General features: G+C 66.1%; 25 protein-coding genes. 11 read left to right on the forward strand and 14 right to left on the reverse strand.

Annotation, left to right across the window (positions count from 1 at the left end):
• Nucleotides 1-32: 32 nt before the first annotated feature.
• On the reverse strand, nucleotides 33-677 hold the full coding sequence (locus SOM28_RS11665; RefSeq protein ID WP_147933826.1) for an ANTAR domain-containing response regulator: 645 nt from the start codon (nucleotides 675-677) through the stop codon (nucleotides 33-35).
• A gap of 665 nt (nucleotides 678-1,342) precedes the next feature.
• Here SOM28_RS11665 and SOM28_RS11670 point away from each other — a divergent pair.
• Nucleotides 1,343-3,715 carry a S9 family peptidase gene (locus SOM28_RS11670; protein WP_320468202.1) on the forward strand — a complete coding sequence of 791 codons (2,373 nt, stop codon included), beginning with the start codon at nucleotides 1,343-1,345 and terminating at the stop codon, nucleotides 3,713-3,715.
• Nucleotides 3,716-3,869: 154 nt separating this feature from the next.
• Here the strand turns inward: SOM28_RS11670 and SOM28_RS11675 are convergent, their stop codons facing one another.
• The gene (locus SOM28_RS11675; RefSeq protein ID WP_320468203.1) at nucleotides 3,870-5,111 is read right to left on the reverse strand and encodes a M20/M25/M40 family metallo-hydrolase; all 1,242 of its coding nucleotides are present in this window, start codon (nucleotides 5,109-5,111) and stop codon (nucleotides 3,870-3,872) included.
• Nucleotides 5,108-6,352: a urate hydroxylase PuuD gene (locus SOM28_RS11680; RefSeq protein WP_320468204.1), complete on the reverse strand. Its 1,245-nt coding sequence runs from the start codon at nucleotides 6,350-6,352 to the stop codon at nucleotides 5,108-5,110. The genes SOM28_RS11675 and SOM28_RS11680 overlap by 4 nt, the downstream gene beginning before the upstream one ends.
• A 125-nt stretch (nucleotides 6,353-6,477) precedes the next feature.
• Between SOM28_RS11680 and SOM28_RS11685 the strand changes: the two genes are divergently transcribed.
• Nucleotides 6,478-7,416, forward strand: coding sequence for a LysR family transcriptional regulator (locus SOM28_RS11685; RefSeq protein WP_320468205.1), 939 nt, complete (start codon nucleotides 6,478-6,480; stop codon nucleotides 7,414-7,416).
• Nucleotides 7,417-7,429: 13 nt separating this feature from the next.
• Nucleotides 7,430-9,205 (forward strand): allantoate amidohydrolase, encoded by a 1,776-nt coding sequence (locus SOM28_RS11690; RefSeq protein ID WP_320468206.1) that lies wholly within the window; start codon nucleotides 7,430-7,432, stop codon nucleotides 9,203-9,205.
• On the opposite strand, the gene SOM28_RS11695 is transcribed toward SOM28_RS11690, so the two are convergent.
• From SOM28_RS11695 to aptA, 5 genes are all read right to left on the reverse strand, one after another.
• Nucleotides 9,168-10,187: a serine hydrolase domain-containing protein gene (locus tag SOM28_RS11695; protein ID WP_320468207.1), complete on the reverse strand. Its 1,020-nt coding sequence runs from the start codon at nucleotides 10,185-10,187 to the stop codon at nucleotides 9,168-9,170. The genes SOM28_RS11690 and SOM28_RS11695 overlap by 38 nt on opposite strands.
• Nucleotides 10,188-10,238: 51 nt before the next feature.
• Nucleotides 10,239-11,084 carry a helix-turn-helix transcriptional regulator gene (locus tag SOM28_RS11700; RefSeq protein ID WP_320468208.1) on the reverse strand — a complete coding sequence of 282 codons (846 nt, stop codon included), beginning with the start codon at nucleotides 11,082-11,084 and terminating at the stop codon, nucleotides 10,239-10,241.
• Nucleotides 11,081-12,547 carry an NCS1 family nucleobase:cation symporter-1 gene (locus SOM28_RS11705; RefSeq protein ID WP_320468209.1) on the reverse strand — a complete coding sequence of 489 codons (1,467 nt, stop codon included), beginning with the start codon at nucleotides 12,545-12,547 and terminating at the stop codon, nucleotides 11,081-11,083. The genes SOM28_RS11700 and SOM28_RS11705 overlap by 4 nt, the downstream gene beginning before the upstream one ends.
• 63 nt (nucleotides 12,548-12,610) lie before the next feature.
• Nucleotides 12,611-13,591 carry an FAD-dependent oxidoreductase gene (locus tag SOM28_RS11710; RefSeq protein ID WP_320468210.1) on the reverse strand — a complete coding sequence of 327 codons (981 nt, stop codon included), beginning with the start codon at nucleotides 13,589-13,591 and terminating at the stop codon, nucleotides 12,611-12,613.
• Nucleotides 13,592-13,637: 46 nt separating this feature from the next.
• Entirely contained in the window at nucleotides 13,638-14,954 is a 1,317-nt protein-coding gene (aptA, locus tag SOM28_RS11715; RefSeq protein ID WP_123071652.1) for an omega-aminotransferase AptA, read from the reverse strand.
• Between the two features lie 210 nt (nucleotides 14,955-15,164).
• Between aptA and SOM28_RS11720 the strand changes: the two genes are divergently transcribed.
• The 5 genes from SOM28_RS11720 to SOM28_RS11740 all read left to right on the forward strand — a co-directional run bounded on the left by SOM28_RS11720 (nucleotide 15,165) and on the right by SOM28_RS11740 (nucleotide 18,490).
• Nucleotides 15,165-15,728, forward strand: a complete 564-nt coding sequence (locus SOM28_RS11720) for a GNAT family N-acetyltransferase (protein ID WP_123071651.1) — start codon at nucleotides 15,165-15,167, stop codon at nucleotides 15,726-15,728.
• Nucleotides 15,728-16,366 carry a TonB family protein gene (locus SOM28_RS11725; protein WP_123071650.1) on the forward strand — a complete coding sequence of 213 codons (639 nt, stop codon included), beginning with the start codon at nucleotides 15,728-15,730 and terminating at the stop codon, nucleotides 16,364-16,366. The genes SOM28_RS11720 and SOM28_RS11725 overlap by 1 nt, the downstream gene beginning before the upstream one ends.
• A gap of 156 nt (nucleotides 16,367-16,522) precedes the next feature.
• On the forward strand, nucleotides 16,523-16,801 hold the full coding sequence (locus tag SOM28_RS11730) for a hypothetical protein (protein WP_123071649.1): 279 nt from the start codon (nucleotides 16,523-16,525) through the stop codon (nucleotides 16,799-16,801).
• A 4-nt stretch (nucleotides 16,802-16,805) separates the two neighbouring features.
• On the forward strand, nucleotides 16,806-17,702 hold the full coding sequence (locus SOM28_RS11735; protein ID WP_123071648.1) for a sensor histidine kinase: 897 nt from the start codon (nucleotides 16,806-16,808) through the stop codon (nucleotides 17,700-17,702).
• On the forward strand, nucleotides 17,702-18,490 hold the full coding sequence (locus SOM28_RS11740) for a LytR/AlgR family response regulator transcription factor (RefSeq protein WP_320468211.1): 789 nt from the start codon (nucleotides 17,702-17,704) through the stop codon (nucleotides 18,488-18,490). Before SOM28_RS11735 ends, SOM28_RS11740 begins: the two co-directional genes overlap by 1 nt.
• Nucleotides 18,491-18,497: 7 nt before the next feature.
• Here the strand turns inward: SOM28_RS11740 and SOM28_RS11745 are convergent, their stop codons facing one another.
• Complete coding sequence (locus SOM28_RS11745; RefSeq protein ID WP_320468212.1) at nucleotides 18,498-19,040, reverse strand: gamma carbonic anhydrase family protein; 543 nt, start codon at nucleotides 19,038-19,040, stop codon at nucleotides 18,498-18,500.
• Nucleotides 19,041-19,150: 110 nt separating this feature from the next.
• Between SOM28_RS11745 and chrA the strand changes: the two genes are divergently transcribed.
• Nucleotides 19,151-20,359, forward strand: a complete 1,209-nt coding sequence (chrA, locus tag SOM28_RS11750; RefSeq protein ID WP_320468213.1) for a chromate efflux transporter — start codon at nucleotides 19,151-19,153, stop codon at nucleotides 20,357-20,359.
• On the opposite strand, the gene SOM28_RS11755 is transcribed toward chrA, so the two are convergent.
• Entirely contained in the window at nucleotides 20,356-21,045 is a 690-nt protein-coding gene (locus tag SOM28_RS11755) for a DUF2076 domain-containing protein (RefSeq protein WP_320468214.1), read from the reverse strand. The genes chrA and SOM28_RS11755 overlap by 4 nt on opposite strands.
• A gap of 116 nt (nucleotides 21,046-21,161) precedes the next feature.
• Between SOM28_RS11755 and SOM28_RS11760 the strand changes: the two genes are divergently transcribed.
• Nucleotides 21,162-21,569, forward strand: coding sequence for a VOC family protein (locus SOM28_RS11760; protein ID WP_320468215.1), 408 nt, complete (start codon nucleotides 21,162-21,164; stop codon nucleotides 21,567-21,569).
• A gap of 94 nt (nucleotides 21,570-21,663) precedes the next feature.
• A complete protein-coding gene (locus SOM28_RS11765; RefSeq protein WP_123071643.1) occupies nucleotides 21,664-22,200 on the forward strand; it encodes a DUF2058 domain-containing protein in 537 nt (178 codons plus the stop codon).
• A gap of 46 nt (nucleotides 22,201-22,246) precedes the next feature.
• On the opposite strand, the gene SOM28_RS11770 is transcribed toward SOM28_RS11765, so the two are convergent.
• From SOM28_RS11770 to SOM28_RS11785, 4 genes are all read right to left on the reverse strand, one after another.
• Nucleotides 22,247-22,570: a hypothetical protein gene (locus SOM28_RS11770; protein ID WP_148044123.1), complete on the reverse strand. Its 324-nt coding sequence runs from the start codon at nucleotides 22,568-22,570 to the stop codon at nucleotides 22,247-22,249.
• A gap of 76 nt (nucleotides 22,571-22,646) precedes the next feature.
• Nucleotides 22,647-23,051, reverse strand: a complete 405-nt coding sequence (locus SOM28_RS11775; RefSeq protein ID WP_320468216.1) for a cytidine deaminase — start codon at nucleotides 23,049-23,051, stop codon at nucleotides 22,647-22,649.
• An 8-nt stretch (nucleotides 23,052-23,059) separates the two neighbouring features.
• A complete protein-coding gene (deoA, locus tag SOM28_RS11780; protein ID WP_320468217.1) occupies nucleotides 23,060-24,382 on the reverse strand; it encodes a thymidine phosphorylase in 1,323 nt (440 codons plus the stop codon).
• Nucleotides 24,383-24,520: 138 nt separating this feature from the next.
• Entirely contained in the window at nucleotides 24,521-26,899 is a 2,379-nt protein-coding gene (locus tag SOM28_RS11785; protein WP_414675174.1) for an aldehyde dehydrogenase family protein, read from the reverse strand.
• Nucleotides 26,900-26,913: the final 14 nt, after the last annotated feature.

Genomic DNA, 26,913 nt, shown 5'->3' on the forward strand with positions numbered 1-26,913 from the left:
TCTCCTTGTCTTGTATATAGAATCGGCGTGGCCTAGCCCAGCAGGTCTTCCACGTCGATCAGGCGCTGCGCGACTTCCGCCAGCTTCAGGTTCTTGTTCATCGCCAGGGTGCGCAGGCGCTGGTAGGCCTGCTCCTCGGTCAGGCTGTAGCGGTTCATGAGCAGGCCCTTGGCGCGGTCGACGGTCTTGCGCTCCGCCAGCTTCTGGCGCGTGTCGCTCAGCTCATCGAGCAGCTTCTGCTCGCGCCGGAAACGCGCCAGCGCCACGTCCAGCACCGGCTTGACGCGCTCCGCCTGCAGGCCGGCCACGATATAGGCCGAGACGCCGGCATCCATCGCCGCGTCCATGCTGGCCGGCGCATCGTCTTCCGTGAACAGGACGATCGGCCGCCGCGCGTCGCGGGTAGCGATCACGATGTGCTCGAGGACGTCGCGCGCGTCGGACTCGCTGTCGGCGATGATCAGGTCGGGCTGCAGCTGGGCGATGCGCTCGGGCAGGAAGACGTCGGCCGGCAGCGAGGCGATCAGGTCGTATCCCGATTCGAGCAGGCCGATGCGCAGCGCGGTGCTGCGCCGCGTCTGCGCGGCCTGGGCGGCATCCGGGTCGATCCCGGGTGCTGTGGCGGAAAGCACGACGACGATCCGCAGGTGTGGTGAAGCACTGTCTCGCGATTTCATGTGCTTACGATATGCAAGATTCGCACCAGGCGCGAGCATCGATAAGCGCCCATGCCCTTCTTATGCAAAACCCGTTGCTTAAGATATTCGCAAAGCGAATATCTTGCGTGAGAGCAACTTTACAGCTATTCACCAAACGCATCGCTGGAATCACAAATCTAAAGTTTGTTTATGACGAGGACGCCCCTATACTGCAACGCAACATCGAAGTATTTATCTCAGGGGAACAATTATGACTGCAGCTATCCAACGCACCAGCTTCTTCGCGGCAGCCATCTCGGCCATCCGCAGCTTCTCGCAAGACCTGTACGTCGCCCACGGCGGCTACGCTCCGGCAGTGCGGGGTTAATCATGCACCCGCTCGAATACATTACCATCGCCCTGGCCGTCGTCGCCGTGGCCGCACGTGTCTCCATGTTCCTGCCGCGTCCGCCAAAAGGCCCGTTCAAGGCCATGTAATACAGGGCCTCATTGCGGCGCACCAGCGCCGCGATACCCGCTCCAAATCCAGCGCCGGCCGTACTTACGTACCGCCGGCGCTTGTCTTTACAGCAAAAAAAACCTGTCACATTTCGCAGTCCTGATGAGTGCCTGCGCTAGAATGCATGCGCATTTCTCGCGAGCATTACTGGCAACCAAGCCACTCTTCACTCATCAGACTCTACATGCGAACACCTGCACTTACCCTGTTTGCGGCCTCCTTCGCCGCACTGATCGCGCTGCCGGCGGCGGCATCCACTCCAATCACCCTCGACCAGGCCATGAGCCATCCAGACTGGATCGGCACCCCGGTGGAAGACGCCTGGTTCAGCTGGGACAGCAAGCAGGTGTACTACAAGCAGAAGCGCACCGGTTCGCCGGTGCGTGACGTGTTCCAGGTCGCGGCCGGCAAGGCCCAGCTGGTAAAGGACGCCGAGCTGCCGAAGGTCGACAGCGCCGACGTCGTCTACAACCGCAACAACAGCCGCATGCTGGTCCTGCGCAATAACGACCTGTTCGAGCGCGACCTCAAGTCGGGCCAGTTGGTCCAGGTGACGCGCGGCGCCAGCCGCATCACCGCCGCCCAGTACACGGCGGACGAACGCGCGGTCCAGTACCGCGTCGGCAACGACTGGTATGTGTGGGACCGTACCAGCAAGGTTACCGGCCCGGCCGCCCTGCCGCGCGCCGCCAAGGACCCGAACGCGCCTGAGGAAGATCCCTACCGTTCGACCGAGCTGCGCCTGATCGAGCACCTCAAGCGCCAGAAGGATGACCGCGACGCCCTGCGCGCCCGCACCGATGAACTGCGCCGCGCCGACGCCTCGATGGCGCCGAACCAGATCTACCTGGGCGACAAGGTCACCATCGAAGGCAGCTCGCTGTCGCCCGACGGCCGCTGGCTGCTGGTGGTTACCGCCGCCAAAGGCGCCGACAAGGGCCGCGCCGGCAAGATGCCGCGCTACGTGAACGAGTCGGGCTTCGAGGAGACCGAAGACGTGCGCACCCGCGTCGGCCGCAACATGCCGGTGCCGCATGCACTGAAACTGGTCGATCTGCGCACCAACAAGGTGCAGGACATCGCCTTCGACGCCCTGCCGGGCATCACCACCGACCCGCTGGCCGAGCTGCGCGCCGCCGCTAAAAAAGATCCACTGAAGGGCAACCGTTCGGTGGTGGTCTCTGGCGGCCGCAACGCGATCGACTGGAGCGCCAACGGCGCCAACGTCGCCGTCATGCTGCGCGCGGTGGACAACAAGGACCGCTGGATCGCCAGCGTCGACCTGGGCGCCGCGACGCTCAAACCCCTGCACCGCCTGACCGACGGCGCCTGGGTCAACTACGACAACGCCGAATTCGGCTGGCTGCCGGACAACCGCACGCTGTGGTACCTGTCCGAAGAAAGCGGCTACTCGCACCTGTACACCAAGGACAGCGCCAGTGCAGCCGCGCCGCGCGCCCTGACCACCGGCAAGTGGGAAGCCAGCGACGTGCGCTGGACCTATGACGGCAGCACCGCCTACATGCTGTGCAACCGCGAGACCCCGGGCGACTACGAAGTCTGCGCAGTCAACGCCAACGGTGGCAACGTCCGCGAAGTGACCAAGCTCGATGGCGTCGAGAAGTTCGCCCTGTCGCCGGACGAGAAGAAGCTGCTGGTGCACTGGTCGTCCAGCTACACTCCGATCCAGATCGCGACCGTGCCGGTCTCCGGCGGCGAAGCGAGCAAGCTGACCGACACCCGCACCCCGGAATTCAAGGCGCGCGAGTGGATCGAGCCGCAGTACGTGGCCGTGCCTTCCAGCGCCGGCGGCGATCCGGTGTGGGCCAAGCTGTATCGTCCGGCCCAGCTCGAGCCGGGCAAGAAGTATCCGGTCGTGATGTTCGTGCACGGCGCCGGCTACCTGCAGAACGTCAGCAAGCGCTATCCGAACTACTTCCGCGAGCAGATGTTCCACAACCTGCTGGTGCAGAATGGCTACGTGGTGCTCGACATGGACTTCCGCGCCTCGAAAGGCTACGGCAGCAAGTGGCGCACCGCGATCTACCGCCAGATGGGCCATCCGGAACTGGAAGACTACGTCGACGGCGTCAAATACATGGTGAACCAGCACCAGGGCGACGCCGCCAACGTCGGCATCTATGGCGGCAGCTACGGCGGCTTCATGACCTTCATGGCCCTGATGCGCGCACCGGACACCTTCAAGGCCGGCGCCGCGCTGCGCCCGGTGACCGACTGGACCACCTACAACCACGAGTACACCGCCAACATCCTGAACACCCCGGACATCGATCCCGAGGCGTACAAGAAGTCGTCGCCGATCGAGTACGCGCAGAACCTGAAAGGCCACCTGCTGATCTCGCACGGCATGATCGACGATAACGTGTTCTACCAGGACTCGGTGCGCATGGCGCAGCGCCTGATCGAGATGAAGAAGGACAAGTGGGAACTGGCGAGCTATCCGCTGGAACGTCACGGCTATGTGCAGCCGGAGGCGTGGTATGACCAGTACCGCCGGATTCAGGAGCTGTTCGAGCGTTCGCTCAAGCAGAAATAATCCGCACCGCTGACACGTCGTTCCCGCGCAGGCGGGAACCCAAGTCTTCAGCTTTGCCGCTTCGCTTGACTATGTGGCGCGCTAAATGACTTAGGTTCCCGCCTCCGCGGGAACGACGTTTTGGGGCTAACAATAAATTCGGCTCTGCGATGTTCTAAGACCTCGGGTCGAGAAAATCCAGCAAGGTCAAGGCCACTACCTTGGTCGCCTTGCGCAAGTCTTCCAGCAGCAGGCGTTCGTCGGCCTTCTTGGCGTTCGATTCTTCCACCGTACGGGGCCCGGCGCCATACAGCACCGCCGGGATGCCATATTCGCCGTACAGCCGCGCATCCGCATACAGCGGCGTGCCGTGCGCGGGAATCTCCTCGCCCATGATCGCGCGACCATGACGCTGCAGGCTTTCCACCAGCGGCGCCACGCCCGGCAAGGGCCGCAGCGCCTGCGACAGCAGCAGGCGCCGGATCTCGAGGCGGATGCCGGGCAAGCCGCGCACCGCCTCCTCGATCAGGGCGCGCACCCGCGCCTCCACCGCCACCGGGTCTTCTTCGGGGATCATGCGCCGATCCATGCGCAGCACGACCTTCCCCGGCACCACATTGGTATTCGTCCCGCCGTCGATGCGCCCGACGATCATGGTCGGCGAACCGATTCCGGGCACGTTGCTGCGGATCTTCTTCAGCGCGGGCAGTTCGCCATAGATCGCATTGAGCACCTTCGTCGCGGCCTGCAGCGCGTCGACCGCCGTCTCCGGCATCGCGCCATGCCCCGCCCTGCCGTGCACGGTCACTTCCAGCTGCAGGCAGGCGTTGTGGGCGGTGACGATGCCGTAGCCGAAGCCGGCCGCGATCACGTAGTCGGGCCGCGTCAGGCCCTGGGCCAGCAGCCTGCCCGGCCCCAGCAGGCCGCCGACTTCCTCGTCGTAGGTGAAGTGCAGTTCGACGGCGCCCGATAGAGGCAGGCCCAGCGCCTCCAGCGCGCGCACCGCAAACACATAGGTGGCGAAGTCACTCTTGGATACCGCCGCCGCGCGCCCGTACAGGTAGCCGTCCTCGATCACGGCGCCGTAGGGCGGCTTGCTCCAACCCTCACCCGGTGGCACCACATCGCCGTGGGCGTTCAGCGCCAGCGTCGGGCCGCCGGCGCTGTACGGACGGCGCACGATGAGGTTGGTGATGCTCTCCAGGCCGTGGTCACGCACCTCCTGCGCCGGCACCGCATGGCGCTCGACCGGCCAGCCGGCGGCCTCCAGCATGTCAGCCACCGCCTCGGCATGCGGCGCGTTGTTGCCTGGCGGCGTATCGGTCGGGATCCGCACCACCTCCTGCAAGAAGGCGACCTGTTCGTCGAAGTGGGCGTCGATCCAGCTGGTAATGCGGTCATGCAAGGGATTGTTCATGGAGCCTTTCCTGTGCCAGCGCCGGCTTCGAACCATGCCCCCACCTGGGCGCGCTCGGCATCGGTCATATGGGTAAGATTCGCCAGCGGCATGGCCTTCAATTGCACCGTCTGCTGGTAGATGCGGGCCGCATGCTGGCTCACCAGCTCCGGCGTGTGGAGCATCACGCCGCCCGGCGCCGCGGCGAAACCGGGTTGCGTCGGCTGCTGCGCATGGCAGGACACGCAGCGCTGGTCCATGATCGTGCGCACCGCGGCGAAGCGCGCGGCGGCGTCGATACCGGCGGCGGCCGCCGGATCGGCGCTCGCGCGCGGCGCCGGCGCCAGCACGACCGCCAATGCCAGCAGCAGCGCCACGCCCGCGGCCGGATACCGCCATTCGACGCGGCCCTTGTGGCGCAGGTTGAAGAAGTGGCGGATCAAGACCCCGGCCAGCATGATCACGCCCAGTACGGCCCAGGCATGCGGATGATTGTAGGTCATCGCATAGTGGTTGCTGATCATGATGAACAGCACCGGCAGCGTGAAATAATTGTTGTGGACGCTGCGTTGCTTGGCCTTGATGCCGTGGCTCGGATCGGGCTTCTCGCCCGCCAGCATGGCGTTGACCATCTTGCGCTGGCCGGGGATGATCAGCATCGCCACATTGGCCACCATGATGGTGCCGATCATCGCGCCCACGTGCAGGTAGGCGGCGCGTCCGCTGAGCAGGTGGGTGAGCACCCAGCTGCTGCCGACCAGCAGCAGCCAGATGGTGGCGCCGAACGCCAGCTGGTGCTGCACCAGCTTCGACCGGCACAGCAGGTCGTAGACGATCCAGCCGACCACCAGGCTGCCGATGCCGATGCCGACCGCCTGCCAGCTGGTGAGGTCGGCCACGCTGCGGTCGACCATCATCGCCTTCGCGTTCAGGTAATAGACGACGGTCAGCAGCGCAAAGCCCGAGAGCCAGGTGGAATAGGCTTCCCACTTGAACCAGTGCAGCTCCGGCGGCAGCTCGGCGGGCGCCACCAGGTATTTCTGCGGGTTGTAGAAGCCGCCGCCGTGCACGGCCCACAGTTCGCCGGACACGCCCTTGCGCTCGAGCTCCGAGCCGGGCGCCGGCGGCTTGATGGTGTTGTCGAGCCAGACGAAATAGAAGGAGGCGCCGATCCAGGCGATGCCGGTGATGATGTGCAGCCAGCGCAGCAGCAGGTTGAACCACTCCAGAGCATATGGCGCCAGGTATCCGGTGTCGAACATGGGCTTCCCTTAAGAATCAACGCAGTGCGGCTGAGATGGATCGAAGATACGCTGATTCCAATTTCTGCGACATGAAATTTAGCGTATATTCAACATATCCACCTTGATATACGTTTCGCCCTGCGATGTCCAGCCTGCCCCGCAACCTCGACCTGCACCTGATCCGCATCCTCTACCTGCTGCTGGTGGAGAAGAACGTCTCGCGGGTGGCGCTCAAGCTGAACCAGCCGCAGCCCTCGATCTCGGCCTCGCTGCGTAAACTCCGTGAGCTCACCGGCGACCCGCTGCTGGTGCGCGGCGCGCGCGGCATGGTGCCGACCCAGCATGGCGAGAGCCTGTTGAAACCGGCCAAGCGCATCCTCGACGAAGCAGAGAGCCTGTTCGTGCGCAAGGCGCCGTTCGTGCCCGAGCAGGCGACGCGCACCTTCCACATCGCCGCCCCCGACTATCTCGACGCGCGCTTCCTGCCGAACGTGGTGGCGCTGCTGCGGCGCGGCTCGCCCGGCAGCAAGGTGGTCATCCACGCCCTCGGCCCCGGCCTGGACTACCTGCGCATGATGTCCGACGGTGACATGGACCTGGTCATCGCCAACTGGGACGAGCCGCCCGCCCACCTGCACATGTCCAAGCTGTTCGAGGACCCAATCATCTGCACCATGCGCGCCGACAGCCCCTACGCCAGGCGCACGGCGCCGTACGCGATGACGCTCGAGGATTACCTCGACCTGCCCCACGTGGCCCCGACCCAGATGCTGCCGGGCTACCACGGCGTGATCGACGCCTGGCTCGAACGCCACGGCCTGCAGCGCCGGGTGGCGGTCGAGTCGCCCTATTTCGGCGTGATCCCTTATATGCTGACCCAGAGCGACCTGGTGCTGACGACCGGTCGCCAGTTCATCCGCGCCTTCGAAAAGACGCTACCGCTCAAGAGCTTCACGGTGCCGGTCAAGTTTCCGCCGATGCGCTTCTACCAGCTGTGGCACCAGCGCGTGCACCAGTCGACCGAACACAAATGGCTGCGCGACCAGATAAGCAGCGCGGCCAGGGCCCTCAATCAAGAATAGCAAGGAATAGACGATGCGGACGATGCAGGAGCTGAACGAAATCGATGTCGACGCTTTTACCGAAGCGCTGCATGGCATCTACGAGCATTCACCCTGGGTCGCGGCGCGCGCCGCCGCCGCGCGCCCCTTTTCCACCCTGGCGGCGCTCAAGCTGGCCTTGCAGGCGGCGGTCGACGGCGCAACCGATGCAGAACGGCTGTCCCTGCTGCGCGCCCACCCGGAGCTGGCCGGCAAGGCCGCCATCGCCGGCGAGCTGACGCTCGAATCGACCGGCGAACAGGCCAGTTCGGGCCTCGATCGCTGCACACCCGACGAATACGCCCGGCTGCACGCGCTCAACGCGCAGTACAACGAACGCTTTGGCTTCCCCTTCATCCTGGCCGTGAAAGGCCCGACGGGACGCGGCCTGACACGGCAAGCCATCATCGACACCTTCGTGCGCCGCCTCGACAACACGCTCGATGACGAGCTGTGCGAAGCGCTGCGCCAGGTGCACCGCATCGCCGAGATCCGGCTCAATGCCCTGCTGGGCATCGAACCCTCCATCGGCGTCACCGTGATGGACTGGTGCGAGACCCTCGGCACCATCAGCGACAGCGACGCCGACCTCACCTGCGCCTACATGACGCCGGCCCACCAGCGCACCGCCGCGACCATCGCCGGCTGGATGCGCGAGGCCGGCATGGCGGTGCACATCGACGCCGTCGGCAATGTGGTCGGCCGCTACGCCGCCGCGCGGCCGGGCGCCAAGACCCTGATCACCGGCTCGCACTACGACACCGTGCGCAACGGCGGCAAGTACGACGGCCGGCTCGGCATCCTGCTGCCGATCGCCCTGGTCGGCCGACTGCATGCACGCGGCGAGCGCCTGCCCTACGACCTCGAAGTGATCGCCTTCGCTGAAGAAGAAGGCGTGCGCTATCGCAGCACCTTCCTCGGCAGCAGCGCGGTGGCCGGCGGCTTCGACCTGGCCCTGCTCGATGCGCGCGACGCCGACGGCGTCCGCCTGGGCGACGCCCTGGCGGCGGCCGGCCACGATCCGGCCACCATCCCCGCCATCGCGCGCGTTCCCGCTACGGTGCTCGGCTTCGTCGAGGTGCATATCGAGCAGGGACCGGTGCTGCTCGAACGCGGCCTGGCGCTGGGCGTGGTGAGCGCGATCGCGGGCAGCTCGCGCTACCTGGTCGAACTGAAGGGCGTGGCCAGCCACGCCGGCACCACGCCGATGGACATGCGGCGCGATGCGGCGGCGGCAGCAGCCGAGATCGTGCTGCTGGTGGAACGCCGTTGCAGCGGACCGGCATCGCTGGTGGGCACGGTCGGCCAGCTGGAGGTGCCGGCCGGCTCGGTCAATGTGGTGCCCGGCGCCTGCCGCCTGTCACTCGACATCCGCGCCGCCGACGACGCAACCCGGCTGGCGGCGGTGGACGACATCCTGGCTGGGATCAGCGCCATCTGCGCGCGGCGCGGCATCCAGGAAAAACTGTACAAGCTGCTCGAGATCGACGCCGTGCCCTGCGCGCCGCGGCTGATGGCGCAACTGGGGGCCGCGGTCGAACGCGCCGGCCTGCCTTCCTTCGCCCTACCCTCCGGCGCCGGCCATGACGCGATGCGCATGGCGCAGCTGACCGAGGTCGCGATGCTGTTCGTCCGCTGCGGCAACGGCGGCATCAGCCACAATCCGCTCGAGACCATGAGCGCCGACGATGCCGAAATCGCCGGCGCGGTGTTGCTCGACTTCCTGCGTGGTTTTACTCCGGCGGCAGCGCCGGCAGGATCAGCGTCGTAAGCAGCTTCTCGGTCAGCGGATGCGGCCCCGGCACGCGGAAGTTGGTGGTGGTGATGACCACCACCGTATCCCACTCCGGCAGCACATAGACCTTGTTGCCGCCCATGCCCGACATCGCATAGGTGGCCACCTTCCGGTCGCCCACGGTGAAAGGCTGCAGCCACCACAGATACCCGTAGTCGACGCCCTCGCGCACCTGCGCATGCGGCTTGATCGAGCGCTCGACCCAGGCCTGCGGCAGCACCTGCCTGCCGGCCCACTTGCCGCCGTTCAGGTAGAGCTGGCCCAGCTTCCACAAGTCGCGGCTGCGCAGGCTCAGGCTCCCGCCGGTCATCGCCGCACCCGATGGCTGCACCTGCCACTTGACCGGCTCGATGCCGAGCGGCTTGAACAGCACCTCGTCGGCGAAGTCCTGCACGCTGCGTCCCGTCGCGCGCTCCAGCAGCGGCGCGAGCAAGGCCGTGCCCGCGGTGCAGTAGCTGAAGGCGCGGCCATAGGGTTGTTTGGCGGGCGGTGGCGTCCATTCGGGGAAGCCGCGCACCGGCAGGTCGAGATAGAAGCGGCTCCAGTCCTCGATCAGGTACATGCGCTCCTCGTGCCCGCGCGAGAACTCATTGAAATCGTCGCACTCGACGATGGAACTCATGGTGAGCAGGTCTTCGACCGTGATGCGGTCCTTGCGCGGGTCGGGGTGCGCGACCGGCATCTTGTCCTTGAAGAAGGGCATGACCGGCGCATCGACCGTGAGCAGCTTGCGCTCGATGGCCACCCCGACCAGCATGCCGCCCACGGTCTTGGTCACCGAGCGCGTATTGCGCAGCCCTTGCGCGCCTTCGCCATCGAAGTACTGCTCATAGAGCACCTTGCCGTGGCGCGCCACCACCACGCTGGTGATCTGCTTGAAGTTGCCGGCCTTGATCTCGCTAGTGACCGTATCGAAGCTCGCGGCGCCGGCGCCGCCTGCCGCAAGCAGGAAAGCCATGGCTATCGCATATCTAAACATGCACCCCTCCTCGTCATGGAAATCGCCACTCTAATCCGGCGCCGGCGGCGCCGTCTTGTATCCATCAAACATCCGGCGGCGCCAGGCGCCGGGCGGCATCCCGAAACGCTGGCGGAAAGCGTGGCTCATATGGCTCTGGTCGACGAAGCCGGCGTCCAGCGCGACCTCGGCCACGCTGCGGCCCTGCTGACGCAGCATGGCGCAGGCGCGCTCGATGCGGCGCCAGCGCAGCAGCTCGCCGGGCGAACAGCCGAACAGCTCACGGAATACACGCGCCAGGTGCACCGGATGCACGCCACTGCTGGCCGCCACATCGGCGATCGACAGGCCGGGGTCGACGGCGCCATCCATCACCGCCCCGTAGGCGTGGCGCATCCACGAGGGTGGCCGGCGCACCGCCACGCCGGGCCGCGTGTCGGTATGGGCCAACAGCTCCCACACGCCGGCTTCGAGCAGGAAGACGTCCGGCCGGCCCTGCATGCCACGCGCGAGCGAGAATGCGGTGCGCAGGCAGGCGGCATGCTGCAAGTAGCTGGAGAAGGTCGGAATGCGATGCAGCGCGTCGCCCGCGTCGAGGCGCGCTGGCTCGATCGAGATCGTCATGAAGCGCCCCTTCCCGCCCAGGAAGCGGTCGCGGTGCACCGTGCCGGGTGGGTTGTAGACCAGCGCCGGCGCTGGCGCCAGGCTCGGCGCGCCATGGGCGCTGGAGATATAGGTCCCGGCCAGCACCAGCACGAAATGCGCTTCCTCGTGCAGGTGCAGATGAACGTCGTGCTCGGGCGCGTTTGCCTCCAGCACGCCGAGTTCGAAGATTCCGCCCTGGGTGCGGTCATGCCGCACGCCATAGAATTGTCCAGGGCGGAAGCGCACCGTCATCGCGCGCCCCGCCCCCGCATCATGAGGCCGTAGACCACGGCGGCAATCGCAACGCCGACGAACCACGCATAGGTATAAATCGTCTTGAAGACGTCACCGACATCGGGGAAGCTGGCCGGGAAGGCCGCATTCAGGAAGCCCGGGATATTGGGCAGCACGCCCAGCACGAAAGCCGCCAGCGCGGCCTTGTTCCAGCCATCCCCATAAGAATAGATGCCATCGTGGCGATACAGCTGGTCGACGTCGAGCGCGGTCTTGCGCACCAGGTAGTAGTCGACTACCAGCACGCCGGCGATCGGTCCCAGCAAGGCCGAGTAACCGACCAGCCAGGTCATGATGTAGTTCTGGGTCGACTCCAGGATCTTCCACGGCATCATGAGCAGCGCCAGCCCGGCCGTGATGTAGCCGCCGGTGCGATAGCTGATGCGGCGCGGCGCCAGCGCCGAGAAATCGTAGGCCGGGCCGACCAGGTTGGCCGCGAGGTTCACGCTGACCGTATCGACCAGCAGCACGATCAGGGCTACCAGCACCGCGATGCCGGTCATGCGGCTGGCCAGGTCGACCGGGTCCCACAGCGCCTTGCCGTACAGGACCACGGTGGCCGAGGTGACGATCACCGCCAGCGCCGCCAACAGGCCCATGGGCAGCGGCAGGCCGACGGTCTGGCCGATCACCTGGTCGCGCTGCGATTTGGCGAAGCGGGTGAAGTCGGGAATGTTCAGCGCGAGGGTCGCCCAGAAGCCGATCATGGCGGTGAGCGACGGCCAGAAGGTCGACCAGAACTGCCCTTCCTTCGGCCCGCCGGGCACGAACTGCGAACGCTGTTCGAGCAGCGGCCCGAAACCGTCGCCGCCGACCTGCCTGTGCACCCACCACAGCAGCACGAAGCAGATCGCGATTTTCAAGGGCGCGGTCCAGGTCTCGAGCTGGCGGATCGATTCCATGCCGTGCACTACGAAGTACAGCTGGATCGCCCAGAACGCGAGGAAACAGGCCAGCTGCGCCAGGTTGATGCCGAGCCAGCCGAGCACTTCGCCGCCGATCGGGGCGCCGTTCATCACGCCCAGCAAGGTATAGATCATGCTGCCGCCGAACCAGGTCTGGATGCCGTACCAGCCGCAGGCGACGATGGCGCGCATCAGCGCCGGCAGCTTGGCCCCCTTGGTGCCGAACGAGGTGCGTGCCAGCACCGCGTAGGGAATGCCGTACTTGGCGCCGGCATGGCCGATCAGCAGCATCGGCACCAGCACGATGGCGTTCGCCAAAAAGACGGTCAGCACCGCCTGCCAGCCCGACATGCCCGCCTCCACCAGGCTCGCCGACAGCGTGTAGGCGGGAATGCACATGACCATGCCTACCCACAAGGCGGCGAAGTGGTACCAGCGCCAGGTGCGGTGCGCTGCGGTGGTCGGAGCGAGGTCGTCGTTCCAGAGGTCGTTGTCGGTAAAGGTCGGATGAGTCACGGTGCGCTTCGGTTGAATCGATGCGCGCGAGTGTAACGCAAACGTCAATACGGCGCGAAAACCTCAGGCCTGCAAGTCGGCATGGATCGCCTGCGCCGCCTGCAGGCCATGGCGGCGCGCCTGCGTCGATTCAAGGCGCGCCGCCACGCAGTCGCCGCCGGCATAGATGCCCGGCAGCGCGGTGCGAAAGCACCCGTCGACCTCGACCCGGTCGCCCTCGCGCGACTGCTGGCGCACCAGCGAATCGCGTTCGGCCCCGGCCGCGCGGCCCACCGCCTTGAACACGGCGTGGGCGGCGATCTCGGTGAAGCCGCCGGTATCGACCACGCGGTCGCCCAAGAGGCGGGTCTGCTCGAAGCGCACCGACCCGACCGCGCCCCGTTCGTCGCGCAACACCTCGAGCGGCGCGACCCAGCCGCGCACCCGCACGAAGCAGGCGCGCGCGACTTCTTCTTCGCGGCCGTCGGGGATTAGGGCGTGGCGCAGCGCCAGCGTCACGTCCTGGGCGCCCAGCTGTTTCAGGCGCGCCGCCATCCCCACCGCGCCGCGGCTGGCGCCGATCACGATCGCGCGCTGCGGCACCGGCAGCGCCAGCAAGTCGTCCAGCGCATACACGGCGGCGAGCCGGCGGCCGGCATCGACCAGGCCGGCCGGGTCGCTGCCGGACAGCGCCAGCACGCGGCTGGACGCCAGGCCGACGCCGAGGAAGATGGCGTCGTGCCACAGGTGCAGGTCGGCCAGCTCGAGGTCGACGCCCAGCTTGCGGCCGTATTCGCAGCGGATGCGACCCTGCGCCACCAGGCGCTCGAATAGCGCCTGTTCGGAGGCGCACGCTGGAGCGGTCTCACACATGCGCTCGCGCGAGCGCGCTTCGTACAGCACGACGCCATTGCCGAGCAGCGCCAGCCGGATGGCGCAAGTCATGCCGGCCATGCCGGCGCCGACCACGGCCACCTGCTTGCCGGTCGGCGGCGCCGGTTCGCCGGCCAGGAGGGAAGATTCTTCGGATGCGGACAAGTCCAGGGCGTCGGTGGTGGCGGTCATCGGTCTCTCTTTCTTCTCAGGCGGGGCATGGTGGCCCTCTTTAGTATCAAGCCAGTTGCGTCAGGACCCTGGCCAGCTTTCCGAACAATTCGTCGACGTGTTTTTTTTCCAGTACCAACGGCGGCGACAGCGCGATGATGTCGCCCGTGATGCGGATGAGCAGGCCATCGGCGAATGCCTGCTTGAGCGCCGCATAGCCGCGCGCGCCGGGCTGGCCCGCGATCGGCGCCAGCTCGACGGCGGCGATGATGCCGATCGAGCGCAGGTCGATCACGTGCGGTAGGCCGCGCAGCGATTGCAGCGCTTCCTCGAAATACGGCTGCATGCGCGCCGCGTTCTCTATCACCCCCTGTTCGCGGAACACGTCCAGTGTGGCCAGCGCGGCGGCGCAGGCCAGCGGGTGGCCGGAATAGGTATAGCCGTGGAACAGCTCGATCCCGGCCGGCCCTTCCATGAAGGCGTCATGGATGAAAGCCTTGCTGAACACCGCACCCATCGGCACCGCGCCATTGGTGATGCCCTTGGCCGTGGCCATCAGGTCGGGCTCGACGCCGAACCAGTCGCCGGCGAACGGCGTCGTCAGGCGTCCAAAGCCCGTGATGACTTCGTCGAAGATCAGCAGGATGCCGTGGCGGTCGCAGATCTCGCGCAGGCGCTTGAGATAACCCTTGGGCGGAATCAGCACGCCGGTGGAGCCGGATACGGGTTCGACGATCACGGCTGCGATGGTCGACGGGTCGTGCAGGGCCACCATGCGCTCGAGGTCGTCGGCCAGTTCGACGCCGTGTTCGGGCTCGCCGCGTGCGTAGGCGTTGCGCTCCAGGTCATGCGTGTGGCGCAGGTGGTCGACGCCCGGCAGCAGCGGTCCGAAATGCTTGCGGTTGGCGCCGATGCCGCCGACCGAGATGCCGCCGAAGCCCACGCCATGGTAGCCGCGCTCGCGGCCGATCAGTCGCGTGCGTCCGCCCTCTCCGCGCGCGCGGTGGTAGGCCAGCGCCATCTTGAGCGCGGTGTCGACGGCTTCGGATCCCGAGCCCGTATAGAACACGTGGCCGAAGCGGTGGCCGCTGAACGCCATCAGGCGTTCGGCCAGTTCGAAGGCGGCCGGGTGGCCCATCTGGAACGTGGGTGCGTAGTCGAGCTGGCCGGCCATGGCGGCGATGGCTTCGGCGATCTTCGGCTGGCCGTGGCCGCAGGGCACGCACCACAGGCCGGCGGCGCCGTCGAGCAGCTCGCGGCCGTCGACGTCGCGGTAATACATCCCTTTGGCGGAGACCAGCAGGCGCGGATCGCGCTTGAAGTCGCGGTTATTGGTGAATGGCATCCAGAAGGATGACATCGCGGAAGGCCTGGACTCATACATGATGCGCTCCCTCTCGATGGCGCTCTGAAGCATTGAAGTTTGAACAAGAATGACGAGTCTTGCAACAGGCACACGGTTGGCGGCATGCGCATCCGCAAAAAACATGCATGGCGCATCGTGTCGGCGCCAGGAAGAACCCGTCGGTCGCAGCCTGTCTACAGGCCTCACAGCAGTGGTATGCTAGCGCTTATCACACTGGCAATGCGAACCATGTCGACTTATATCACCCCTGTCCTGACCACCGAACGCCTGGTGTTGCGCCCGCTGGCCGCAAGCGACGCGCCGGCCCTGTACACCATCTTTTCCGACCCGGCCGTGGTGCGCTACTGGAGCACCGAGTCGTGGACCGACATCTCCTTCGCCGAAGCGGCCATCGCCCGCGCGCAGGAGGCCTACCGCGACGAGACCGAGCTGCGCTTCGCGATCGAACTCGCCGCGAGCCGCGAGCTGATCGGTACCGTGGGCCTGCACCACTTCTTCAACCAGAACAAGCGCTGCGAACTCGGCTACGCGCTGGGCAGCGCGCACTGGGGCAAGGGCTATGCCTTCGAAGCGCTGCGGGCCGCGCTGGACCATGGCTTCCGCGAGGTCGACCTGAACCGGGTCGAGGCCGACATCGATCCACGCAACGAGGCCTCCGGCCGCCTGCTGGAAAAACTGGGCTTCCGCAAGGAAGGCTTCATGCCGCAGCGCTGGCTGGTGCACGGCGAGTATGCCGACACCGTCTTTTACGGCCTGCTACGCGACTACTGGAACGACAGGACGGCCCACTGATGGCAACACGGAATCACACGATGAAGGCCCTGGCAGCAGGCTCGACCTTGGCGCTGTCCCTGCTGGCCATGGCGCCGCAATCGGCCGCAGCCCAGGCCACGCTGCCGACCTGGCGCGAGATCATGATTTATGCAACCGACGCCGGCTACCCAGCGGCGCTCTCGCAGCGCGGCGTGCAGGGTAATGTGACGGTCGAACTGGCCCTCGACGACAAGGGCCGCAAAGGGGTAGTCTCGGTGCGCGACTCCTCGCGCTCGGCCGAACTCGATGCACTGGCGCTGGCCATGGCCAGGCGGCTGGACATCCCCGCCAGCGGCGCGCACCGCAGTGGCCTGGTGATCTTCAAGTTCAAAAAAGACCACAGCACTACGATCGCCACCAAGAGCTGCGCCGATTTCAACGTCGACGCCGCCTGGCAAGCCGCCACCTTCCCGGAGCGCAGCCTGCGCGAGTTGCCAGTGACCTACGAAAGCATCGGCACCCTGATTTACAGCATGCACCGCGAGGGCTCGGCGCGCCAGGCCTTCCCGGCCATGGAACCGGTCCTGAACGCCACCGTGGCGGCCTGCGCGCGCACGCCCGAGGCCGGCATGCTCGACGTGATGCGGCAAGAAGCGCTCAAGCTGATCGAGCAATAGGCGTATTTACCGCTAGGGACGGGGGCGAAATCGTCCCCGTTCGTCCGCCCCCACGACCGCTCGTCCCCGGATTCGCCCCGTTTATCGGATCGCTCTTGGCGTAACATGGGTGCATCCCTACAGTAGGGTCATCATTGTTAGAAAGGACTTGCACGAATGAAAACCATTCATACGCCCACCAGTCGCTTCCAATCGATCCTGCGTAATATGGAAGTTGCTGGCCGCACTACCTGGCGCCTGGCCAAGTCCAGCGCCCGTTCGCTGCGCCGCATGCCGTGGCCGGTGCTGCTGGTGATCGCGATCGTGCTGGCGGCCCTGATCACCATCGTGCCGATCGTGCTGGCGCTGTTCGTCGGCCTGCTGCTGCTCAAATTCCTCGCCATCGCCATCTTCGGCCGCGAGCCACGCCGCATCAAGCACTACACGCAAGAGTAAAACCATGGCCGCCGCCCAGATCAACCGCGCACTCGACTTCGTCCGCGACGCTTTCCGCGAAGCGGGCGTGCTGTGGTGGCGCTTCTTCGACTGGCTCGCCCTGATCGAGTGGCGCCAGCTCTATCTGGTCTGGTTCCTGGTGTTCGTCACGGGCATGTTCGTCAAGCTGACGGAGCCGGCGATCTGGTTCATCCTGATCTCGTTCGGGGTCAAGGTGCTGGCCGGCGGCAAGCGTCGCGCCGAACTGCTGGCGCGCGACGCCTCGACCAAGGCCGACGTCGCCAATCTCGAGCGGCGCCTGACCGAGGCGCAGATGGCCACGCTCCAGGCCCAGGTCGAGCCGCACTTCCTGTTCAACACCCTGGCCCTGATCGGCCAGCTGATCGAGACCGACCAGAAAGAAGCGGCGCGCGTGCACGGCCACCTGATCGAATACCTGCGCGCCTCGTTGCCGCAGATGCGCAACACCAAAGGCGCCGGTGGCACATTGGGCAAGCAGGTCGAACTGTCGCGCGCCTACCTGTCCATCATGCAGGCGCGCATGAAGGAAAGACTGGCGGTGCGCTTCGAGGTGCCCGACTTCCTCGGCAGCGCGCCGTTCCCACCGATGATGCTGCAGACGCTGATCGAGAACGCGATCAAGCACGGCCTGGAGCCGAAAGTCGCCGGCGGCACGATCACGGTGCGTTCCCGGGTCGAAGGCGCCACCCTGTGCGTCGACGTGTGCGACGACGGCGTCGGCTTCAACTTGCATGCCGGCAGCGGCGTCGGCCTGGCCAATATCCGCGAGCGGCTGGCGCTGTTGTATGGCAAGGATGCCGAACTGGTGATCGAAGCCCTGCCCGGCGGCGGCGCCTGCGTGTCGATCCACCTGCCCTATCGCATGACGGAAGACGGCTGATGGCGCACCCGCAACCGACGGCCCTGATCGCCGACGACGAAGCGCCGATGCGCGACCAGCTGCGCGCGCGCCTGCACGAGGCGTGGCCCGAGCTGCGCATCGTGGCCGAGGCAGCCAACGGCGTCGAAGCGGTGGCGCTGGCGCTCGAGCACAAGCCCGACATCGCCTTCCTCGACATCCGCATGCCGGGGATGGGCGGCATCGATGCGGCGCGCCAGATGTACGAGCACTGCCACATCGTGTTCGCCACCGCCTACGACCAGTATGCGGTCGAGGCCTTCGAGCAGGGCGCCATCGACTATTTGCTCAAGCCGGTCACCCTGGCGCGCCTGGAAACCACGGTGGCGCGCCTGCGCCGCCGGCTGGAGCACACGCCGCAGGACATCGGCGCGCAACTGGCCCGCCTGGCGCAGCTGGGCGACCAGTTGCTGGTACAGAACGGGACCACTGCCGCGAAGCCGGCCTACATGCGCTGGATCCAGGCCCAGTCAGGCAACAGCCTGCGCATGGTGAGCACGCGCGAAGTGCTGTTCTTCCAGTCGGACGACAAGTACACGCGGGTGCAGACCGCTACCGCCCAGCACCTGATCCGCAAGACGCTCAAGGAACTGGAAGAAGAGCTGGACCCGGACGAGTTCTGGCGCATCCACCGCTCGACCCTGGTGCGCGTGGATGCGATCGCGGAAGTGCGGCGCGACCTGCGCGGGCGCCAGATGCTCAGCCTGCGCGGCTACCCGGAAGAGCTGGAAGTGAGCCGCAACCACGGCGCGCTGTTCCAGCAGATGTGATGCGACGTCAGGGCTGCGGCGGCGTGTTCTGGTAGTTGTTCTTGACCCGCACATAGTGCTCGGCCGAGTAGCGCAGCCAGGCCTTTTCGTCGTCCGTCAGCGGACGCACCTTCTCGGCCGGCCGGCCCATGTATAAAAATCCGCTTTCCAGGCGCTTGCCCGACGGGACCAGGCTGCCTGCGCCCAGGATCACCAGGTCTTCGACCACCACATCGTCCATCACGATGCTGCCCATGCCGATCAGGCAGTCGTTGCCGATGCGGCAGCCGTGCAGGATGACCGAATGGCCGACCGTGACGTAGTCGCCGATGAGCAGGGGCGAACCCTGCGGCTTGTGCGGCGTGCGGTGGGCCACGTGGCCCATCGTCAGGTCCTGGATATTGGTGCAGCTGCCGATGACGATGTCGTTGACGTCGCCGCGCAGCACGGCGTTGCACCAGATGGAGGAATCGGCGCCGATGCGTACGTTGCCGATGACCTGGGCCGATGGGTGGAGATAGACGCCGTCGGCGAGTTGCGGGAGGGCGTCGAGGTAGGGAGCGATTGGCATGATGGCCGCCATCTTATCCAGTTTGCGCGGGCTTGGGCAATCCCTCGGCCGCGTCATGGGCGCGACATCGTTTGCTGCTATGCTGGGCCGCTCCTGCCCTCGGTCCGCCCATGCCACCACACCCAGCAGCTCCTGCCTCCTCCGTGTGGCCCATCTTCTGGATCTTCCTGAAACTCGGCCTGACATCATTCGGCGGTCCGATCGCCCATTTAGCTTACTTTCGCAACGAGTTCGTCCTGCGCCGCCAGTGGCTCGACGATGCGCGCTATGGCGACCTGGTGGCGCTGTGCCAGTTCCTGCCCGGGCCGGCGTCGAGCCAGGTCGGCTTTGCACTGGGCGTCCTGCGCGGCGGCGGGCTGCGTGGCGGCCTCGCGGCATGGATCGGCTTCACGCTGCCTTCAGCGCTGCTGATGTTCGCTTTCGCGCTGGGCGCCGCAACGCTTGCAGGACCGACTGCGGCGGGCGTCGTGCACGGCCTCAAGCTGGTGGCGGTGGCCGTGGTGGCGCAGGCGGTGTGGGGCATGGCGCGCACGCTCACGCCGGACCGCCGGCGCATTGCGATCGCGCTCGCCGCCATCGCGATCGTGGTCCTGGTCGACGGGCCGGCCGGGCAACTGGCCGCCATCACCGCGGGCGCTGGCGCCGGATACTGGCTGTGCCGGGGTCCGGTCGCGCAGCCCGGTGCGGAACTGTCGATGCCGATCGGCCGCCATGCCGGCATCGCGGCGCTCGTGCTGTTCGGCGTCCTGCTGCTTGGGCTGCCGCTGGCGGCCGGCGTGGCGGCATATTCTCCGCTGGCGCTGTTCGATGCGTTCTACCGCTCCGGCGCGCTGGTCTTTGGCGGCGGCCACGTGGTGCTACCACTGCTGCAGGCCGAGGCAGTCGCCAGCGGCTGGATCCCGAACGAGACTTTCCTGGCCGGCTATGGACTTGCCCAAGCGCTGCCCGGGCCCCTGTTCGCGTTTGCCGCTTTCCTCGGCGCTCAGGCCGGCATGACGGCGAGCACGCTCGCTGGCGCCGCGATTGCCCTGCTGGCGCTATTCCTGCCCGGCCTGCTGCTCGTCTACGGGATGCTGCCGTTCTGGGACCGCCTGCGCGGTCATGCCGCCACGCGCCACGCGATGATGGGTGCCAACGCCGCCGTGGTCGGCATCCTCGCCGCCGCGCTGGCCGATCCGGTGTGGACGGGCGCCGTATTCGACATGCGCGATGCCGGCATCGCGCTGGCCGGCTTCCTGCTGCTGGTGGTCTGGAAAGCGCCGCCATGGATCGTCGTAATTCTGGCGGCGGCGGCAGGGGTCATGCTGGCAGGCGCTTAGCCGAATAATCCCTCGTCCGAGCCGTCGCCGTCGAAGAAACCACCCAGGCTGTCGTCGTTGTTGTTGTCGGCCAGGCTGTCGCCGCCGCCCGGTTCGTCGATCGCGCCGATGCCAGCCTGGTCCGCCAGCGCACCACCGTCCGCGGCCTCGGCTGCCCCGCCTTCTGCGGCATTGTCCGCCAACAAGTGATTCGAGGCGCCCTGCCCGTCATTGCCCAGCAGGTTGCCAATGCCGTGGAACAGGAAGCTGCCGGCCGCCACGCCGGCCGCCGTGGCCGCCACCGTGCCCAGCATGCTGCCGCCAGCGCCGCCCAGGAAGCCGCCGCTTTTCGCCGGCTGGGCTTGCGGTGCGGAACCGGTCGGTCCGTTTTGCTGGTACGCCCCCTGGCCAATGCCCGGGACGGGATTCGATGGCTGGCCTTGCGCGGAGTTGCCCCATTGATTGGCGTCGAGGAAGCCCCCACCACCTTTACTGCCCTGGTTCTCCAATTCCGAAATGCGCGCCTTGGCATTGCCCAGCGCCTGCTCCACCAGCAGCGCGCGCTGCACGAGCAGGTAGGCGGCGTCCGGCTGCTGGGCCACGGCGCGCTGGATCAGCGCGTCGGCATCGGGGTCCTTGGTGACGCCCCTGGCCTGGACGAGCTGGCCGAGGAAGTCCTGCAAGGTTTTTTCGTCTGACGGATTCATAACGGGCTCCTGTTTGAAGAATTGCTATCCCTTATGTTGTGGATCAGTTATCCAAATTTCAAGCGCCAGCTCCACCTGCGTTACCATCGGAGGTCTGCCACCTCCAGGAGATTGCAATGAGCTCGACCGTTGTGCCCTGCCTGCGCTACCGCGATACGCCCGCAATCATAGAATGGCTCTGCAGAAATCTAGGTTTCGAAAAACGACTGGTGATACCTGGCAAGAATGCAGAGATCAGCCACGCCGAACTCACCCTCGGTGACGGCATGGTCATGATCGGTAGCCACGCAGATGATTCTTACGGTCAACTGCTGACAACGCCAGAGCAGTCCGGCGGCCTGCAGACCCAGACCATTTGGATCCACGTCGACAGTGCCGACGACGTCTATTCGCGTGTGGTAGAGAGCGGCGCGACGATCATCATGCAGATCGACGACGTGCCCCAGGGTGGCCGGGCCTTTGCGTGCCGGGACCCGGAAGGCCATGTGTGGCAGGTCGGCACATATAATCCATGGCAGGCCTGATGCTCGCCGGTGGACTCCTAGTTTGCTATGCTAGCGACCGGTCGCCGCTCACTATTTGCCGCGAGCGGCATTCATCATTTCAAGGAAGCACAACATGGTCTCGCTGCAAGAGCAGTTACTAAAAGCCGGCCTGGTCGACAAGAAGAAGGTCAAGCAGGTCAACCAGGACAAGAGCAAGCAACACAAGGAAGTGTTGCGCACCGGCGTGGAAAAGGTCAACCAGTCGCGTGAAGCGGCGCTCGAGATGCAGCGCAAGAACGCGGAGCGGGCGCGCGAGCTGAACGCCCAGCGCGACGCCGACGCCGCCCAGAAAGCCATCCTGGCGCAGATCGCCCAGCTGGTGCAGCAGAACAAGCAATCGAAGGGCAAGGGCGACGTGCCCTACAACTTCACCTTCGGCACCAAGATCGAGCGCATCCACGTGACGTCGCAGATTGTCGAGCACCTGGTGGCGGGACGCCTGGTGATCGTCCACATGAATGGCAGCTTCGAACTGGTGCCGCGCGTGATCGGCGAGAAGATCGCCCAGCGCGATGCCTCGATTGTGGTCCAGATCAAGAAGAAGGTGCAGGAAGTGGAAGAAGACGATCCGTACGCGGATTACAAGATTCCGGACGACCTGATGTGGTAATCAGAAGGCGGCCCCGCCGATATCCAGACGGGGCCGCCAGACGAGCTTATTGCTTCGTCTTGTTTTCAACGTCCTGCACGTCCGAACGGGTCTTGTCCGACCGCTCGCCCTCCTTCTTCGGCTGACCCATGCCGGATGCGGTCGTCTCCTGCTTGCTGCTGCCCTGGAAGTCAGGGTCGACGATGTTCGCGCTTTCCGGCCCTTCCGCTGCCGGGTTCTCTCGCTTGTCGCGGTCGGTATTGGCCGGGATCTGCCGATCGACAGTTCCCGTCCGTTCAGCCTGGGTTGTATTCGAACTGGTCTTGTCCGCCTGGGCCGCAGCACTCGCCGCGATGATCACACCACTCAACAGCACGATGACTTTCTTCATGACTACCTCCAATTCCAGGTTAAGCATATAAGGATGTCATCATGGTGGAGACCGAATCCCGGATCACAAGGCCTGCTTACACTCCCAGGTCACGGCCCCCGAAGGCATTCGGTAACTGCGCCGCTGCGGTGGTCTCGAATACGTCGCCCTCCAGGTTGGTCAGCACCACCGGCAATTCGTTGCCTCCCAGTTCCAGGATCACCTGGCGGCAGGCGCCGCAGGGTGCGATCGGGCCTTCGGTCTGGCCGATCACGGCCAGGACCGCGAAATCGCCCGGCTGGTAGCCGCTGGCGATGGCGCTGAACAAGGCGGTGCGCTCGGCACAGTTGCACAGGCCATAGGCGGCATTCTCCACATTACAGCCGCGGAAGATGCGGCCATCCCTGCACTCCAGCGCTGCGCCTACCTTGAATTTCGAGTACGGGGCATAGGCCAGTTCGCGCGCGGCGCGTGCTTCATCGATCAGTTTCGCGTATTTCATGGTGTGGCTCACGGACGAACGGTGCGGTGGATCATCGGCTCGACGGCCGGCTTTTCAGACGCGATGCGATAGGCGGCCTGCACCTGGCGGATCGCCTGCTCGGCCGCCTCCTGGCTGCGCGCATGCACCATCGCCAGCGGCTGGCCGACGACGATCGCATCGCCCAGTTCCACCAGCCCGGTCAGGCCGACGGCGAAGTCGATCGCATCCTGCGGACGCACACGGCCACCGCCCAGCGCCACCACGGCCAAGCCCAGTTCGCGGGTATCGACCGCACTCGCATAGCCGGCCTGCAGCGCAGGCACGGGCACGATGACCGGCGCCGTTTCCAGGTGCGCGTCGGGCTTGTCCATCAGGTCGGCCGGGCCGCCCAGGGCGCTGACCATGCGTGCGAAACGTTCGGCGGCTTCGCCCGAATCGAGGGCTGCCTGCAGCTTGGCGCGCGCTTCCTGCTCGCTCGACGCCAGGCCCGAGATGACGAGCATCTCGGCGCACAGCGCCATCGTCACCTCGTGCAGGCGCGCGGGACGCGACTTGCCGCTCAGGTAGTCGATCGCGACGCGCACTTCGACGGCATTGCCGGCGGCGTGGCACAGCGATTCGTCCATGCCGGTCAGGATGGCCGAGGTACGGGTGCCGGCGCCGTTGCCGACGTTGACGATCGATTCGGCCAGCTCCAGCGATTTCGCCGGGGTCGGCATGAAGGCGCCGCTGCCGACCTTCACGTCCATCACCAGCGCGTCCAGGCCCGCCGACAGCTTCTTGGACAGGATCGAGCCGGTGATCATGGCCACCGATTCCACGGTCGCCGTGGTGTCGCGGATGCTGTAGAACCGCTTGTCGGCCGGCGCCAGCTGGGCGGTCTGGCCGATGATGGCCACGCCCACGTCCTGCACCACCTGGCGGAATTTTTCCGGTTCCGGCACGGTGCTGTAGCCCGGGATCGAATCGAACTTGTCGAGCGTGCCGCCGGTGTGGCCCAGGCCGCGGCCCGAGATCATCGGCACGAAGCCGCCGCAGGCCGCGATCATCGGTCCCAGCATCAGCGAGACCACGTCGCCGACGCCGCCGGTCGAATGCTTGTCGACCACCGGGCCGGGCAGGTTCAGGGATTTCCATTCCATGACCTGGCCCGAGTCGCGCATCGCCAGGGTGAAGGCAACGCGTTCGTCCATCGTCATGTCATTGAAGTAGACCGCCATCGCGAACGCCGCGATCTGGCCTTCGGTGACACTGCCGTCAGGGATGCCGCGCACGAAGAACTGGATTTCTTCGGCGGAGAGGACGCCGCCGTCGCGCTTCTTGCGGACGATTTCTTGGGGGAGGAACATGATTGTGTCCGTTCTCACTAATAGCTTGAAAACGTCATTCCCGCGGAGGCGGGAATCCAAGTGAGCTAGCGTAACGCGAACGACTTGGATTCCCGCCTGCGCGGGAATGACGGGGATTTGAGGTTCCGGGCTGTTTAATTACACGCCGTACGGAATCCAGACATTCTTGACCTGGCTCGCATGCTGCAGCACCGTGCGGCCGCAGGCCTGCTTGGCATCGAACCAATCACGGCCCTTGGCGCCGCCGGTCCAGGTGCGCTTGAGCGATTCGGCCGACAAACGCTCGACTTCAGCGCAGCCTTCTTTCGAACCGTCATGACGCCACACAGCATCGATATCGCCATGCGTCGCCAGCGTGCGCGCCAGCTCGTCGGCCGAACCGGTGACGATATTCAGCGCGCCGCCCGGCAGGTCGGACGTATCCAGCACCTGGTACAGGTCGATCGCCGACAGGGGATGCTGCTCCGACGGCACCGCCACCACGCGGTTGCCCAGCGCCAGCGCCGGCGCCACCAGCGAGATGAAGCCCAGCAGCGGGTTCTCGTTCGGGCACACGATGCCGATCACGCCGACCGCTTCGTTCAGCGCCACGGTGATGCCGTGCATCGGCGGCTGGTGCGCCGCGCCGTCGTACTTGTCGGCCCACGCCGCCCAGTAGAACAGGCGCTCGATCGAGGCGGCCACTTCGCGCGCCGCATCCTTCGAACCGGTCTGCTGCGCAATGCGCTGCGCGAATTCGTCGGCGCGGATCGCCAGGTTCTCGGCGATGTAGTACAGCACCTGCGCGCGGTTGTGCGCGGTCGCCTTGGTCCAGCCGGCGGCCTTGTGCGCCGCTTCCACGGCATTGCGGATGTCCTTGCGGCTGCCTTCGCCGATATCGGCCAGGAAGTCGCCATTGGCGCCATTGATGGCGCGGCTGTAGGCGCCGTCGGGGCGGGCCTGCTTGCCGCCGATGTACAGCTTGGCGGTGCGGTCGACCGCAAACGGGCTGTCTTCCTGCGCCGGCTTGGCCTTGGCTTTGTCGGCCACGACCGGCGCCGATGGACGCGCATCTTCCGCCAGCGGCGTCAGGTACTCGTACATGCCCTCTTTGCCGCCCTCGCGGCCATAACCCGATTCCTTGTAGCCACCGAAGCCGCAGGCCGCGTCGAACTGGTTGGCGGTGTTGATCCACACCACGCCGGCCTTGATCTGCGGGACCACGTCCAGCGCCAGGCTGATCGACTCGCTCCACACGCAGGCCGCCAGGCCGTACACGGTGTTGTTGGCCAGTTGCACTGCCTCAGCCGGGGTGCGGAAGCTCATCGCCACCAGCACCGGTCCGAAGATCTCGGCCTGGGCCACGGCGTTTGATGTCGAGGCGCCCGTGATCAGGGTCGGCAGATACCACGAACCGGTCGCTGCCAGTTCCACGTTCGGCTGCCACACTTCGCAACCTTCGGCGCGCGCCGATTCCACGAGACCGTGGATGCGCTGCTGCTGCACCGGATCGACCAGCGCGCCGATATCGTTCGATTTATCCAGCGGCGAGCCGACGCGCAGGTTCTGCATGCGTGCCTTCACTTTACCGATGAAGCGCTCATAGACCGATTCCTGCACCAGCAGGCGCGAACCGGCGCAGCATACCTGGCCCTGGTTGAACCAGATCGAATCGACCAGGCCTTCGACCGCCGCATCCAGGTCGGCATCGTCAAAGACGATGAACGGCGACTTGCCGCCCAACTCCAGCGACAGCTTCTTGCCGCTGCCCGCGGTGGCCTTGCGGATCAGGCGGCCGACTTCGGTCGAGCCGGTGAAGGCGATCTTGTCGATACCAGGGTGGTTCACGATGGCTTCGCCCACGCGGCCGTCGCCGGTCACGATGTTGACGACGCCGGCCGGCACGCCGGCGCGCTGGCAGATCTCGGCGAACAGCAAGGCGGTCAGCGGCGTGTACTCGGCCGGCTTGAACACAACGGTGTTACCGGCAGCCAGCGCCGGCGCGATTTTCCATGCCAGCATCAGCAGCGGGAAGTTCCACGGCACGATCTGGCCCACCACGCCGACGGCGCGGTAGTCGGCGAATTCTTCCGACTGCAATTGCGCCCAGCCGGCGTGATGATAGAAGTGACGCGCGGCCAGCGGCAGGTCGGCATCGCGGGTTTCGCGGATGGTCTTGCCGTTATCGAGCGTCTCGAGCACCGCGAACAGGCGTGCATGCTTTTGCAGAAGGCGCGACAGCGCGTACATGATCTTGGCGCGGCCATGGCCACCCAGGGCGACCCAGCCCGGCTGGGCGCGGCGCGCGGCGGCGACGGCGCGTTCGACGTCGTCGTTGCTCGCCTGCGTGACCTGCGCCAGTTCGCTGCCGTCGGCAGGATTGTTGGTGGCGAAGGTCTCGGCGGCGTCCGACCAGGCGTTATCGATGAACAGGCCAAAACGGCGATCGTGCTGGTCCAGCCACGCGAGGGCTTCCTTGGTGCTTTCTGCTGCGGGGCCGTAGTCCATGGTCTGCAGGATTTCTTTAATAGTTGGCATGACGAAGTCCGAAA

Origin of the sequence: Massilia sp. CFBP9026 (assembly GCF_034045165.1) — a bacterium.
GTDB classification, from domain to species: domain Bacteria; phylum Pseudomonadota; class Gammaproteobacteria; order Burkholderiales; family Burkholderiaceae_D; genus Telluria; species Telluria arenae.

Coding starts and splice junctions, on each gene's coding strand:
- SOM28_RS11700 (WP_320468208.1), bottom strand. CDS start 11,084: ATGACGGTGCGCTTCCGCCCTGGACAATTCTATGGCGTGCGGCATGAC.
- SOM28_RS11740 (WP_320468211.1), top strand. CDS start 17,702: ATGGCGCACCCGCAACCGACGGCCCTGATCGCCGACGACGAAGCGCCG.
- SOM28_RS11710 (WP_320468210.1), bottom strand. CDS start 13,591: ATGACCGCCACCACCGACGCCCTGGACTTGTCCGCATCCGAAGAATCT.
- SOM28_RS11760 (WP_320468215.1), top strand. CDS start 21,162: ATGAGCTCGACCGTTGTGCCCTGCCTGCGCTACCGCGATACGCCCGCA.
- SOM28_RS11770 (WP_148044123.1), bottom strand. CDS start 22,570: ATGAAGAAAGTCATCGTGCTGTTGAGTGGTGTGATCATCGCGGCGAGT.
- SOM28_RS11775 (WP_320468216.1), bottom strand. CDS start 23,051: ATGAAATACGCGAAACTGATCGATGAAGCACGCGCCGCGCGCGAACTG.
- SOM28_RS11725 (WP_123071650.1), top strand. CDS start 15,728: ATGGCAACACGGAATCACACGATGAAGGCCCTGGCAGCAGGCTCGACC.
- SOM28_RS11730 (WP_123071649.1), top strand. CDS start 16,523: ATGAAAACCATTCATACGCCCACCAGTCGCTTCCAATCGATCCTGCGT.
- SOM28_RS11755 (WP_320468214.1), bottom strand. CDS start 21,045: ATGAATCCGTCAGACGAAAAAACCTTGCAGGACTTCCTCGGCCAGCTC.
- SOM28_RS11680 (WP_320468204.1), bottom strand. CDS start 6,352: ATGTTCGACACCGGATACCTGGCGCCATATGCTCTGGAGTGGTTCAAC.
- SOM28_RS11765 (WP_123071643.1), top strand. CDS start 21,664: ATGGTCTCGCTGCAAGAGCAGTTACTAAAAGCCGGCCTGGTCGACAAG.
- chrA (WP_320468213.1), top strand. CDS start 19,151: ATGCCACCACACCCAGCAGCTCCTGCCTCCTCCGTGTGGCCCATCTTC.
- SOM28_RS11675 (WP_320468203.1), bottom strand. CDS start 5,111: ATGAACAATCCCTTGCATGACCGCATTACCAGCTGGATCGACGCCCAC.
- SOM28_RS11670 (WP_320468202.1), top strand. CDS start 1,343: ATGCGAACACCTGCACTTACCCTGTTTGCGGCCTCCTTCGCCGCACTG.
- SOM28_RS11665 (WP_147933826.1), bottom strand. CDS start 677: ATGAAATCGCGAGACAGTGCTTCACCACACCTGCGGATCGTCGTCGTG.
- SOM28_RS11735 (WP_123071648.1), top strand. CDS start 16,806: ATGGCCGCCGCCCAGATCAACCGCGCACTCGACTTCGTCCGCGACGCT.
- SOM28_RS11685 (WP_320468205.1), top strand. CDS start 6,478: ATGTCCAGCCTGCCCCGCAACCTCGACCTGCACCTGATCCGCATCCTC.
- SOM28_RS11745 (WP_320468212.1), bottom strand. CDS start 19,040: ATGCCAATCGCTCCCTACCTCGACGCCCTCCCGCAACTCGCCGACGGC.
- SOM28_RS11785 (WP_414675174.1), bottom strand. CDS start 26,899: ATGCCAACTATTAAAGAAATCCTGCAGACCATGGACTACGGCCCCGCA.
- SOM28_RS11690 (WP_320468206.1), top strand. CDS start 7,430: ATGCGGACGATGCAGGAGCTGAACGAAATCGATGTCGACGCTTTTACC.
- deoA (WP_320468217.1), bottom strand. CDS start 24,382: ATGTTCCTCCCCCAAGAAATCGTCCGCAAGAAGCGCGACGGCGGCGTC.
- aptA (WP_123071652.1), bottom strand. CDS start 14,954: ATGTATGAGTCCAGGCCTTCCGCGATGTCATCCTTCTGGATGCCATTC.
- SOM28_RS11720 (WP_123071651.1), top strand. CDS start 15,165: ATGTCGACTTATATCACCCCTGTCCTGACCACCGAACGCCTGGTGTTG.
- SOM28_RS11695 (WP_320468207.1), bottom strand. CDS start 10,187: ATGGCTTTCCTGCTTGCGGCAGGCGGCGCCGGCGCCGCGAGCTTCGAT.